12 protein-coding genes are annotated in these 12712 nt (G+C 68.8%); 9 read left to right on the top strand and 3 right to left on the bottom strand.

Going from position 1 to position 12712, the window contains the following annotated elements; genetic code table 11:
- Window positions 1-7: 7 nt before the first annotated feature.
- The 5 genes from GA0070607_RS28290 (at window position 8) to GA0070607_RS28270 (ending at window position 5610) form a co-directional block, all read left to right on the top strand.
- Window positions 8-1639: a beta-N-acetylhexosaminidase gene (locus GA0070607_RS28290; protein WP_231930440.1), complete on the top strand. Its 1632-nt coding sequence runs from the start codon at window positions 8-10 to the stop codon at window positions 1637-1639.
- A gap of 91 nt (window positions 1640-1730) precedes the next feature.
- Window positions 1731-2180 carry a helix-turn-helix transcriptional regulator gene (locus GA0070607_RS28285; protein WP_089020906.1) on the top strand — a complete coding sequence of 150 codons (450 nt, stop codon included), beginning with the start codon at window positions 1731-1733 and terminating at the stop codon, window positions 2178-2180.
- Window positions 2181-2185: 5 nt separating this feature from the next.
- Window positions 2186-2596, top strand: a complete 411-nt coding sequence (locus GA0070607_RS28280; protein WP_089022159.1) for a VOC family protein — start codon at window positions 2186-2188, stop codon at window positions 2594-2596.
- Between the two features lie 18 nt (window positions 2597-2614).
- Window positions 2615-3109 (top strand): pyridoxamine 5'-phosphate oxidase family protein, encoded by a 495-nt coding sequence (locus GA0070607_RS28275; RefSeq protein ID WP_089020905.1) that lies wholly within the window; start codon window positions 2615-2617, stop codon window positions 3107-3109.
- A 107-nt stretch (window positions 3110-3216) separates the two neighbouring features.
- Window positions 3217-5610: an ATP-binding cassette domain-containing protein gene (locus GA0070607_RS28270; protein WP_089020904.1), complete on the top strand. Its 2394-nt coding sequence runs from the start codon at window positions 3217-3219 to the stop codon at window positions 5608-5610.
- A gap of 55 nt (window positions 5611-5665) precedes the next feature.
- Here the strand turns inward: GA0070607_RS28270 and GA0070607_RS28265 are convergent, their stop codons facing one another.
- A complete protein-coding gene (locus tag GA0070607_RS28265) occupies window positions 5666-6421 on the bottom strand; it encodes a helix-turn-helix domain-containing protein (RefSeq protein ID WP_089020903.1) in 756 nt (251 codons plus the stop codon).
- A 222-nt stretch (window positions 6422-6643) separates the two neighbouring features.
- Here GA0070607_RS28265 and GA0070607_RS28260 point away from each other — a divergent pair, with 222 nt between their 5' ends.
- From GA0070607_RS28260 to GA0070607_RS28250, 3 genes are read left to right on the top strand one after another with little or no spacing between them, the layout of a single operon-like run.
- Window positions 6644-7309, top strand: a complete 666-nt coding sequence (locus GA0070607_RS28260; RefSeq protein WP_089020902.1) for a DUF4097 family beta strand repeat-containing protein — start codon at window positions 6644-6646, stop codon at window positions 7307-7309.
- Between the two features lie 12 nt (window positions 7310-7321).
- The gene (locus GA0070607_RS28255; protein WP_089020901.1) at window positions 7322-8284 is read left to right on the top strand and encodes an ATP-binding cassette domain-containing protein; all 963 of its coding nucleotides are present in this window, start codon (window positions 7322-7324) and stop codon (window positions 8282-8284) included.
- A complete protein-coding gene (locus GA0070607_RS28250) occupies window positions 8281-9072 on the top strand; it encodes an ABC transporter permease (protein WP_089020900.1) in 792 nt (263 codons plus the stop codon). The genes GA0070607_RS28255 and GA0070607_RS28250 overlap by 4 nt, the downstream gene beginning before the upstream one ends.
- Before the next feature lie 211 nt (window positions 9073-9283).
- On the opposite strand, the gene GA0070607_RS28245 is transcribed toward GA0070607_RS28250, so the two are convergent.
- Both GA0070607_RS28245 and GA0070607_RS28240 read right to left on the bottom strand, forming a co-directional pair.
- Window positions 9284-9628, bottom strand: coding sequence for a DUF1801 domain-containing protein (locus tag GA0070607_RS28245; protein WP_089020899.1), 345 nt, complete (start codon window positions 9626-9628; stop codon window positions 9284-9286).
- Window positions 9629-10094: 466 nt separating this feature from the next.
- Window positions 10095-10823: an SMI1/KNR4 family protein gene (locus GA0070607_RS28240; RefSeq protein ID WP_089020898.1), complete on the bottom strand. Its 729-nt coding sequence runs from the start codon at window positions 10821-10823 to the stop codon at window positions 10095-10097.
- Between the two features lie 496 nt (window positions 10824-11319).
- Between GA0070607_RS28240 and GA0070607_RS28235 the strand changes: the two genes are divergently transcribed.
- Window positions 11320-12510: a low temperature requirement protein A gene (locus GA0070607_RS28235; protein ID WP_157743289.1), complete on the top strand. Its 1191-nt coding sequence runs from the start codon at window positions 11320-11322 to the stop codon at window positions 12508-12510.
- Window positions 12511-12712 lie beyond the last annotated feature (202 nt).

Below are 12712 nucleotides of genomic sequence, written 5' to 3'. Positions count from 1 at the left end.
CGGATCGATGACCACCGATCACGACGAAGGCCTGGAGGTACCCGTGCGTCGCCGACACACCATGACGCGGCTGCTGGTCATAGCCGCACTCGGACTGCCGTTCATCCTGCCCGGAGCCCCGGCCGTCGCCGCGCCGACCGCCCCGGCCCGCCACCTGGCCGACGTGGTCCCCGCGCCCGTCGAGACCCACCCCGACGCCCGGGGCGCATTCCGCCTGAGCCCCCTGACGGTCATCCGCACCTCGCCCGGCTCGGCCGCCGCCTGGCAGGTGGGGCGGCAACTCGCCGACACGCTGCGCCCCGCGACCGGCTACCCCCTGCCGGTGTTGCCGGTGCGCTCGACGCCGCTGCCCGAGATCGCCCTGGTCATCGGCGCAGCGCCCGGGCGCGTCGGCCAGGAGGGCTACCAGCTCGACGTCACCCGCCACGGCGTGACCATCCGGGCGAACACCCCGGCCGGGCTGTTCGCCGGCACGCAGACCCTGCGCCAACTGCTACCCGCCCAGATCGAGGCGTCCAACCGGCAACGGGTCACCTGGACCGTGCCCGGCGGACGGATCGTGGACTACCCACGCTTCGCGTACCGGGGGGCGATGCTCGACCTGGCACGGCACTTCCACACCGTCGACGAGATCACCGCGTACGTGGATCTGCTCAGCCAGTACAAAATCAACTACCTGCACCTGCACCTGACCGACGACCAGGGCTGGCGGATCCAGATCGACTCCTGGCCCCGGCTCACCACCGTCGGCGGCGGCCCGGGCACCGGAGTCGACGGCGTCGGGCCCGGGTTCCTCACCAAGGCCGACTACAGGGCCGTGGTCGCCTACGCCGCCGCGCGACACATCACCGTCATCCCCGAGATCGACATGCCCGGGCACACCAACGCCGCCCAGTCGACCTACCCCGAGCTCAACTGCGACGGCGTCGCACCGGCCCCGCGCACCGACACGGCCGTCGGCTACAGCTCGCTGTGCATCGGCGACGACCTGACCTACCGGTTCGTCGAGGACGTCATCCGCGAACTCGCCGCGATCACCCCCGGTCCGTACCTGCACATCGGCGGTGACGAGGCGCACGCGACCACGGACGAGGACTACCGCACCTTCATGCAACGGGTCCTGCCCCTGGTAGCGAAGTACGGCAAGCGCGCCTCGGGGTGGAACGAGATCATGCAGGTCGACCCGCCCACCGACGTCGTGGCGCAGTTCTGGGGCACCGGCACCACCAACGCCGACCTGGCCGAGGCCGCCGCCCGGGGCAACAAGGTGATCATGTCACCGGCGAACAGGTGCTACCTGGACATGAAGTACGACGCGAACACCCGCCTGGGGCTGCGGTGGGCCGGCCTCATCGAGGTGTCCGACGCGTACGGCTGGGACCCGGCCACCCGGGTGACCGGCGTCGGCGAGGACGCGGTCCTCGGCGTCGAGGCGCCGCTGTGGTCCGAGACGCTGCGCAGCCTGGACGACATCGAGTACATGGCCTTCCCGCGCCTGCCCGCGATCGCCGAACTGGGCTGGTCGACGGCGGCCAGCCACGACTGGGAGTCGTTCCGGGCGCGGCTGGGGGAGCAGGCACCCCGGTGGCGTCTGCAGGGGGTCGACTTCTACCCGTCGCCGCAGGTGCCCTGGCTCTGACCCGAGGACGCGGGGTCCGGGCCGCGGTGGCCCGGACCCCGTCCGTGCGTCCTGCTGGGCGACGCCGCCACGACATGGCACCATCTCGTACGTGACCAGCAGACCTGACGAGGCGCAGCACCTGCGCGACCTCGCACGCCTGCGCCGGGTCCGCGACCGGATCGACCGGGAGTACGCCCAGCCGCTGGACGTCGAGGCGCTCGCCCGCGGCGTGCACATGTCCTCCGGGCACCTCAGCCGCCAGTTCCGGGCCGCGTACGGCGAGTCGCCGTACGCCTATCTGATGACCCGGCGCATCGAACGCGCCATGGCGCTTCTGCGCCGCGGCGACCTCAGCGTCACCGACGTCTGTTTCACCGTCGGCTGCTCGTCGCTGGGCACGTTCAGCACCCGCTTCACCGAACTGGTCGGCGTACCGCCCAGCGTCTACCGGGCCCGGGCGACGCACGCCACCGCGGGGCTGCCGGCGTGTGTCGCCAAGCAGGTCACCCGACCGATCAGGAATCGAGAAGCGCGGGCCATCGAGCCGCAACTAGCGTGACCGGCATGGACATCACCATTCACTCGAGCTTCCTTCCGCACACCGACCCGGACGCCTCCCTGGCCTTCTACCGCGACGCCCTCGGCTTCGAGATCCGCCTGGACGTCGGACAGGGGGGCATGCGCTGGATCACCGTCGGCCCCGCCGGGCAGCCCGACACGGCCATCGTCCTGCACCCGCCGACCGCCACCCCGGGCCTGACCGACGACGAGCGCCGCACCATCCTCGAACTGATGGCCAAGGGCAGCTACTTCGGCGTCAACCTGGCCACCGCCGACCTCGACGGCACCTTCACCAAGCTGGCGGGCAGCGGCGCCGAGGTCGTCCAGGAGCCGACCGAGCAGCCGTACGGCGTCCGCGACTGCGCCTTCCGCGACCCCGCGGGCAACATGATCCGCATCCAGGAGCTGCGCTGACCCGTGGTGACCCCAGCCATGACCCACACCGACACCACCGCCGTCGAGCTGCCGCACGACCAGGCTGCCGACCCCCGTCCGCCCGCTCAACGTCGTCGCGACACGGAGCACCGGCTCACCCACGACGTCGACGTCTGGGTGGGCAGCGCCTCGACCGACGGTGCGCCCCACCTGGTGCCGCTGTCCTTCCACTGGGACGGCGAGACCCTGCTCCTGGCCACGGCGGCCGACACCCCGACCGGCCGGAACCTGGCGGCCACCCGGACCGCCCGGCTGGCCCTGGGCGACACCCGCGACGTGTCGATGATCGAGGGCGACGTCGAGGTCCTCGAGATCGACGCGCTGCCGCGGGAGCGGGCTGACCTCTTCGCCGCGCACACCGGCTTCGACCCGGGTGCGCTGACCACCGCGTACCGCTGGTTCCGTGTCTCCCCACGCCGCATCCAGGCGTGGCGCGAGGTGAACGAGATGCCCGGCCGCGAGCTGATGCGCGACGGCCGCTGGATCGTCTGACCCATTGGATACCGTGGTTGCCGCACCTCGCGAAGCTGACCAGGATCGCGCCAGGCGACGCCGACGAAGACCGCGACAGCGGCCGCCGCCCGACAGATGGAGACACGATGAGCAAGGCCACGAGGACGGACACGCAGCCGCCTGCGCCGCACATTGCCGACAGCCACGACCTGATCCGGGTGCACGGCGCGCGCGTGAACAACCTCAAGGACGTCAGCATCGAGATCCCGAAGCGCAGGCTGACCGTCTTCACCGGCGTCTCCGGCTCCGGCAAGAGCTCCCTGGTGTTCAGCACGATCGCCGCCGAGTCGCAGCGGATGATCAACGAGACCTACAGCGCCTTCCTGCAGGGCTTCATGCCGACGCTGGCGCGGCCCGAGGTCGACGTGCTCGACGGCCTGACCACCGCCATCATCGTCGACCAGCAGCGGATGGGCGGCGACGTCCGCTCCACCGTCGGCACCGCCACCGACGCCAACGCGATGCTACGCATCCTGTTCAGCCGGCTCGGCAAGCCCCACATCGGCTCACCGCAGGCCTTCTCCTTCAACGTCGCCTCGATCAGCGGCGCGGGCGCGGTCAGCATCGAACGCGGCGGAAAGACAGTGAAGGAGCGCCGCAGCTTCACCATCACCGGCGGCATGTGCCCGCGCTGCGAAGGACGCGGCTCGGTCTCCGACATCGACCTCACCCAGCTCTACGACGACTCCAAGTCCCTCTCCGAGGGCGCCTTCACCATCCCCGGCTGGAAGTCGGACAGCTTCTGGACCGTCCGGGTCTACGCCGAGTCGGGCTTCGTCGACCCGAACAAGCCGATCCGCGACTACACCAAGAAGGAACTCCACGACTTCCTCTACAAGGACCCGGTCAAGGTGAAGGTCGACGGCGTCAACCTCACCTACGAAGGACTGATCCCGAAAATCCAGAAGTCGTTCCTGTCCAAGGACAAGGAAGCGCTCCAGCCACACATCCGGGCGTTCGTCGACCGGGCCGTCACCTTCACCACCTGCCCCGAGTGCGACGGCACCCGCCTCAGCGAGGCGGCGCGCTCCTCGACGATCGACGGGATCAACATCGCCGACGCCTGCGCGATGCAGATCAGCGACCTCGCCGACTGGGTCAGCAGCCTCAACGAGCCGTCGGTCGCGCCGCTGCTCGCCGCGCTGCGCCACACCCTCGACTCGTTCGTCGAGATCGGGTTGGGCTACCTCTCGCTCGACCGGCCGTCGGGCACCCTGTCCGGTGGCGAGGCGCAGCGCACGAAGATGATCCGCCACCTCGGCTCGTCACTGACCGACGTCACCTACGTCTTCGACGAGCCCACCATCGGCCTGCACCCCCACGACATCCAGCGGATGAACGACCTGCTGCTGCGGCTGCGCGACAAGGGCAACACCGTCCTGGTCGTGGAACACAAGCCGGAGGCGATCGCGATCGCCGACCACGTCGTCGACCTCGGCCCCGGCGCCGGCACGGCCGGCGGCACCGTCTGCTTCGAGGGCACCGTCGACGGGCTGCGCGCCAGCGACACCGTCACCGGCCGCCACCTCGACGACCGGGTCGCCCTCAAGGACACCGTACGAAAGCCCACCGGCACGCTGGAGATCCGCGGCGCGACCGCCCACAACCTGCAGAACGTCGACGTCGACATCCCGCTCGGGGTGCTCTGCGTCGTCACCGGCGTGGCGGGCTCCGGCAAGAGCTCCCTCGTGCACGGCTCGATCCCCGCCGGTGAGGGCGTCGTCTCGGTCGACCAGGGCGCGATCCGCGGCTCGCGGCGGAGCAACCCGGCAACGTACACCGGGCTGCTCGACCCGATCCGCAAGGCCTTCGCGAAGGCCAACGGAGTCAAGCCCGCGCTGTTCAGCGCCAACTCCGAGGGAGCCTGCCCCACCTGCAACGGCGCCGGTGTCATCTACACCGACCTGGGCATGATGGCGGGCGCCGCCACCACCTGCGAAGAGTGCGAAGGCAAGCGGTTCCAGGCCTCGGTGCTGGAATACCACCTCGGCGGCCGCGACATCAGCGAGGTGCTCGCCATGTCGGTGACCGAAGCCGAGAAGTTCTTCGGCTCCGGCGAGGCGCGCACCCCCGCCGCGCACGCCATCCTCGAACGGCTCGCCGACGTGGGCCTCGGCTACCTCAGCCTCGGCCAGCCGCTCACCACGCTGTCCGGCGGCGAGCGGCAGCGGCTCAAGCTGGCCACCCACATGGCCGAGAAGGGCGGCGTCTACGTCCTCGACGAGCCGACCACCGGCCTGCACCTCGCCGACGTCGAACACCTGCTCGGCCTGCTCGACCGGCTCGTCGACTCCGGCAAGTCGGTGATCGTCGTCGAGCACCACCAGGCGGTCATGGCGCACGCCGACTGGATCATCGACCTCGGCCCCGGCGCCGGCCACGACGGCGGCCGGATCGTCTTCGAGGGCACCCCCGCCGACCTCGTCGCCGCCCGCTCCACCCTCACCGGCCAGCACCTCGCGGCCTACGTCGGCGCCTGACCGAGCTGCCTCATCCGCGCCGGCCCGGGGGAGCACCCCGGGCCGGCGCGACTGTCTACCCGCGATCTGACCGCGGCGCGGCGGTGTCGTCCGAGGCCGCCGGGGGTTTCGTGTAGAGGATCTCCCGGGCCTGCTCCGCGGCGCGCGCGATGCTCTCGGCGATGAAGTCGACGAAACGGGCGATGCTCTCCAGTCGCACGGCGGCCGGGGTGTCCGGACCGAGGACGCTGACGCCCTGCCGTGCGACCTCGGCGAGCTGGGCGTTGGATCGGGCGCCGGCGATCGTGCTCTGGTAGAAGACGTCGTCGTCCACGACGTAACGCTCCCGGCGGCGGTCATCGCGTTCCCGGCGGATGAGGCCCTGGCTCTCCAGGAACGTGATCGCCTTGGAGATCGACGCCGGGCTGACCTGGAGGCGCTGGACGAGTTCGGACGCGCCGAGGCTGCCCGCGTCCGCGGTGTAGAGGCAGGTCAGCACCCGGGACATCATCTTGGGCAGGCCCTGCTGCATGAGCAGGGTCGTGAACGTCTCCTCGTATTCGCGCACGGCCTCGGCGTCGCGTCCGTGCGCCTGCGTGGTTGTCTGCGGCCCTCGGGCAGGGGCCTGCCGGCGCCGGTGGGCGCGGCGTTCGGTGGCGCGGTGGGCCAGGTCGGCGCGGTAGGCGGTGGGGCCTCCGTTGCGCATCACCTCGCGTGTGATCGTCGAGGTGGGGCGGTCCAGACGCCGAGCGATCTCAGCGTACGCGAGCCCGTCGGCGAGCCCCAGCGCGATCTGCTGACGTTCGTGCTGGCTGAGCCTGCCTCCCGGCATCGTGATCTCCCTTCACGCTTCCCTGAGGCCCCAGCATAGCGTTCACTCTCACTCCAATGCAACGCGATGAACGGCGGACGTTGCGTTAGATTCAAAACGGTTGCAATGAAAATGCGGCTTTCACCTGCGAATATTCTGGTTCTGCGCAACGATCATGTTGCTTGATTCTTGAACGCAACGTAGCGTTTCCGGTGTCAGAAACAAACGCAGGAGGAGAGCACGATGCAGACGTTCGACACCCCCACCCCGATCTCCACCGTCCTCGACATCCCCGCCGGACGCGTCCAGTTCATCGCCGCCGACCGGGCCGACACCACCGTCGAGGTCCTGCCCGCCGACGGCTCCAAGAGCCGCGACGTGAAGGTGGCGGAGCAGACCAAGGTCGAATACCGCGACGGCGTCCTGCGGATCACGGCCTCGGCGAAGAACCAGATCCTCGGCAACTCCGGATCCATCGAGGTGACGGTCCAACTGCCCGCCGGCTCCCGGGTCACGGCGAAGGCGGCCAGCGCGGACTTCCGGGCCGTCGGACGGTTCGGCGACATCACCTTCGACGGCGCACACGGCGCAATCAAGATCGACGAAGCCGAGAGCGTCCACCTCACCACCGCCGCCGGTGACGTCTCGGTCGGCCGCCTCACCGGGCCGGGGGAGATCAGCACCATGAAGGGCGACATCCGGATCACCGAGGCCGCACGCGGCGCCATCGTGCTGCGCACCCAGGCCGGCGACCTGTCGGTCGGCGCCGCCCACGGCGTTTCCGCCTCCCTCGACGCCGGCACCACCCTCGGCCGCATCAACAACACCCTCAGGAACACCGACGGCACCCCCGACCTGACCATCCACGCGACCACCGCGCACGGCGACATCGTCGCCCGCAGCCTCTGAGGAGCACCCATCATGACCAACCTGGCCATCGCGGCGAACGGCCTGCGCAAGTCCTACGGCGACAAGGTCGTCCTCGACGGCGTCGACCTGGCCGTCCCCGAAGGAACGATCTTCTCCCTGCTCGGCCCGAACGGCGCCGGCAAGACCACCGCCGTCAAGATCCTCTCCACCCTCATTTCTCCCGACCCCGCCTCCGGCGCCATCGGTGTCGGCGGCCACGACCTCACCACCAACCCCCAGGCGGTCCGCGCCGCGATCGGCGTCACCGGCCAGTTCTCCGCCGTCGACAACCTCATCACCGGCGAGGAGAACATGCTCCTCATGGCCGACCTGCACCACCTGCCCAAACACCAAGGCCACCGCACCGCCACGGACCTGCTGGAGCGCTTCGACCTCACCGACGCCGCGAAGAAGCCCGCCTCCACCTACTCCGGCGGCATGAAACGCCGCCTCGACCTCGCCATGACCCTGGTCGGCAACCCACGGATCATCTTCCTCGACGAACCCACCACCGGCCTCGACCCCCGCAGCCGCCACAACATGTGGCAGATCATCCGCGAACTCGTCTCCGACGGCGTCACCGTCTTCCTCACCACCCAGTACCTGGAGGAGGCCGACGAACTCGCCGACCGCATCGCCGTGCTCAACGACGGAAAGATCGCCGCCGAGGGCACCGCCAAGGAACTGAAGCAGCTCATCCCCGGCGGACACGTCCGGCTCCGCTTCACCGACCCGGCCTCCTACCAGTCCGCCGCCTTCGCGCTGCACGACGCCACCCGCGACGACGACTCCCTCGCGCTGCAGATCCCCAGCGACGGCAGCCAGCGTGAACTCCGCTCCATCCTCGACCGGCTGGACTCCGCCACCATCGAGGCCGACGAGCTGACCGTGCACACCCCCGACCTCGACGACGTGTTCTTCGCTCTGACCGGCGGCGCCACCATCCCTCACCAGCCCAAGGAGACCGTCCGATGAGCACCCTCACCCTCGCCGTACGCGACTCGTCCACCATGCTGCGCCGCAACATCCTGCACGCCCGGCGCTACCCGTCGCTCACCCTGAACCTGCTGCTCACCCCGATCATGCTGCTGTTGCTCTTCGTCTACGTGTTCGGCGACACGATGGGCTCAGGCATCAACGGCGGCGGCGCCGACCGCTCCGAGTACATCGCGTACATCGTCCCGGGCCTCCTGCTGATGACCATCGGCAGCACCGTGATCGGCACCGCGGTGTCCGTCTCCAACGACATGACCGAGGGCATCATCGCCCGCTTCCGCACCATGGCGATCCACCGTGGTTCGGTGCTCGTCGGGCACGTCGTCGGCAGCGTGCTGCAGTCGGTCATGAGCGTCGTGCTCGTGGGCGCCGTCGCCGTGGCCATCGGCTTCCGATCCACGGACGCCAGCGTCCTGGAATGGCTCGCGGCCTTCGGGCTGCTCGTACTCTTCGCCACGGCACTCACCTGGATCGCCGTCGGCATGGGCCTGGTCAGCCCGAACGCAGAGGCCGCCAGCAACAACGCCATGCCGCTGATCCTGCTGCCGCTGCTGTCCAGCGCCTTCGTACCGGTCGACGCCATGCCCGGCTGGCTCCAGCCGGTCGCCGAGTACCAGCCGTTCACACCCGCCATCGAAACCCTGCGCGGACTGCTGCTCAGCAGCGAGATCGGCCACAACTGGTGGCTCGCCATCATCTGGTGCCTGGCCCTGACGGTGCTCGGCTACTTCTGGTCAACCTCCACGTTCAACCGCGACCCGAAGTAACCGCCAGGACAACGCGGGTCCCGTCCCGCAGCTCGTCCCGCCCGTGGGCGGCGTACCCCGACACACCACGTCGGAGTACGCCGCCCCGTTGGCGTTTCCGGCCATCCGCCGGGCGGGCCCGGCGACACCGAACCTGGTGCCCGCGAACGAGGGCACGTGGGGGAGCGGGTGGACTGCGGAGATGTCACCCGAACGGCATACGCCCTGGCAGCTACAGGGCGGTCGCGGTCTTTTCCAGGATGCTGGCAAGTGCGCCGTAGTCGACGGTCTGCCCGTCCTTGATGTCAACGGCTTTGCGTTCACCGTTGCCCAGTGCCCGAAGGAACCCCTTGACCTCCGGGATGTCCGTCGCGTTGAACACCATGAACGAGACCTTGTCCTTGGCCACCGCTATGACGGCCGCGTAGTGCCCGTTCTTGAGGTAGTGCGGCTTGCCGTACTGGAGCCGCTCTTCGACATCTGGAATGGTCTGGCCGACCATCGCGCGTAGCTTCTCACAGACATCGATCTGCCACGGCTGTGCCTTGTTGATGTACTGGGTGACATCGTCACTCATGGCCCTCTCCTTCACTGTCCTCGCCACATGATGATCTACATCTGGACCCGTGCTGTCATTTCTCAGTTGACCTGGGCCACGCGGATGGCTCTTGAGCTGCAGTGGCCCAAGTTAGCGAGATTCCTTGAAGAGTCATGGCTCTCATTATCTCGGGCCAGGTGCAAGTTTTTAGGGGCGGGGTGAGCGGGCGCGCGCCCTGGCGGCGGCGCGTGCGGCCCGTTAGGGCCCGCCTTGATCCGGTACAGAAAGTTTGCGCCAACCGGCCGGTGGGACTATGTCATACTCCGGATGATGCGTGACATCTTGGCTTCACTTGATGGGCGACACGTGCCTCGACGTCTCGATAACGCACGGTCGATGCCGATGCTGGCCGGATTGAGGGCCGCGCCTGCCGTGTCTCTCAGGGCCTGGCGGCTGGTATCAGTGTTGTGCGACAAGACGGCGCGGTCGCCGTCCCAGGCCGTCACTAGAGCAGCGCATTTCCCAGAGTCCAATCTCCAGGGATGAGACCGTAGATCCGCCGCAGATCGTCGGCCGTCCGGCCCCGGACGAACAGCCACGCCCACTCGCCTGCCCCGTCCAGGCGCAGCAACTGCCCGGGCGCGGAGAACCAACGAACCGGCTCCGCTGGTTCAGACCACATCGGGTACTCAGGAAAGTTCACCCGCTGGTAGTTCGCCTCAACCACGCTGATCAACTCGGCCGGTAGTTCGGCTGCGTTCTCCAGGTACTCAGAACCGAACAACACCTCGGTGAGCACCATCTCCACGCAGGCCAGCGAAACACGGTCCAAGAATGGCTGCCAGCCCTCCCCGTGCTCCATGACCACTGGGGGATCCAGCTCAGCGATGTCGGCCACTGGTATGCCCCACGAGGCCACGCCTTGGTTCTCGTCCCGGAAAACCAGCACCTCACCGCTCTCGTCGACCTCAAGGACGCGTGGCGGCAACAACCGGTCCTGGTTCCTTGTCAGGTCATCGCGCCGGCCGAACAGCAGGTACGCCTCGCGCAACGCCGCCGGAAGCTCGAATCCCAGCGCCTGTTCCGCATCACGCAGCTCTTCGTGGTCAACCCCGTCACCCTCACGCAAGGGCCTAGTCCACTCAGCCGCAAAGGCCCGGATGAAGCGCCAGGCCTCCGCCCGGCCGCCGATCCCGGACAGCATGACTTCCCCGACATCGAACCTGTCCGTCATCCGACCCTGCCCATCCGCGCCCCGTCTACGGGGGCTGAGGCTAGCGCCCGACCGGTCACGGAGCGCGGCGGGTCTAGCCAGGCATGTAACCCAACAACTGACACCGATCCGTAACGCAAGTGGAGCCCGACACGGCCGGTGGGACTAGACAGGCCGGCGGCCGGCCGGCAGCAGGCACGTGGGCTTCGTCGCCTGCGCGACAAGGCGTGCCTGCAGGACCAGGCATGCCGGCGGCCAGGCAGACCCGGCGCCGGCACTAGGCACGCTCGTAGGCACGGTTCGTAGGCACGGTTCGTAGGCACGGATGCAGGCATGCAGATCGGCAGTCGGCCGGCACCCGGGACGTCATGCGAGACCAGGCAACGAGATCAGATAGCGAGGGCAGATAGCGGCGATCGTTCGTGTTGAGCCCATCGGAACGGATCGCCGATCCTGCACCTTGTGTGTGGTGGGCGAAGAAGATGTGCCTATGAGGCTTATCTTACGATCCCGGCCGGTGCTGACCGAAGAGACGCACCGGGCGACCTCGTTCGAGATCTTCTTCGACCTGGTGTTCATCTTCGCCCTGACCCGGGTCATCGCCTTCATGGGGCATCCGCCGACACCACTCACCGTGGCGCAGGGGCTCATCATGCTGCTGCTGCTCTGGAACTCCTGGACGTCCTACACCTGGCTGGGTAACCAGGCCCGCGCCGACCTCGGCCTGATCAGTGCCGGCACGACCGTGGCGATGGGCGCGATCTTCGTGGCCGCCCTGGTCATACCCGACGCCTGGCGACGCGGCGCCGCAACGGTGGACGCGCCGCTGACCCTGGCTCTGGCCTACATCGTCCTCACGGCACTGCACCTCACCCTCTACTTCTTCGCGGCGATGGGGGACCGGCGGCTGCGCACCACACTGAGGCTTTACGGGAGCGTGACGGCTCTGGCCTGGATACCGCTGATCCTCGGCGCGGTGCTCGGCGGCACCGCGCAGGCCCTGCTGTGGTCGGCGGCGGTCGTCATCAACTTCGGCGGCGGCCTCTTGACCTCCGCCGTCAGCGGGTGGCAACTGCGCAGCCCCAGCCACTTCACCGAACGGCACGGCCTGGTATTGATCATCGCGCTCGGCGAGTCCCTGTTCTCGGTGGGAGCCGGTGCCGGGGCGGTGGTGACCCATTGGCCGGTCCGGGTGGCGGCGCTGCTCGCGTTCACCGCGACGGTGTGCCTGTGGTGGTGCTACTTCAAGAGTTCCGCGCCGGCTGCCGCCGAAGCATTGGGCAGGGCACCCACCGAACGGCGCAACCAAGTAGCCGTCAACGCGTACAGCCTGGCGCACTTCGCGCTGATCGCCGGGGTTATCTACCTTGCGCTGGGCATCGAGCAGGTCCTCGAGCACCTGGCCCACGACCAGCCCCGGCACGTCGCCGGAACGCCCCTGGACTGGACCTCCACCCTCGCGCTGTACGGCGGGGTGATCCTCTACCACACCGGCCGGGTGCTCTTCCTCCGATTCACCATCAGGTCCACCCCGCCAGCACAGCTCGTCGCCCTCGGCGTGCCGGTGCTGCTGTTACCCGTCGCCCGGATCCTGCCCGCCCTGGCCGCGCTCGGCCTGCTCACCGCCTTCCTCGTCGCCCTGGTCTGCTACGAGCGCCTCAGCAGAGGCGAACAAGGCCCGACCGCGGACGAAGCGGCAGACGTCTGAGCCGCGTCCAATGACGCTCGCTCCGCGAGCGCATGCTCGACGAATCCGAGCCGCTTGCCGGGCTGCTGCGTAAGTGCCTTCTCGTCGGCGTCGAGACCGGTTCCGAGGGCGCTGCGACTGGGCGCGCAAGGAACTCAACGGCTACGCGTCGGAGGCTGACGCCAAGGATGCCGTGCAGGAGACGATGTACAAGGCCGACCGG

It is taken from the genome of Micromonospora coriariae (assembly GCF_900091455.1).
Classification (GTDB): Bacteria; Actinomycetota; Actinomycetes; order Mycobacteriales; family Micromonosporaceae; genus Micromonospora; species Micromonospora coriariae.
The sequence above is the reverse complement of the archived record's forward strand: the minus strand, read 5'-3'. Positions and strand labels throughout refer to the sequence as shown.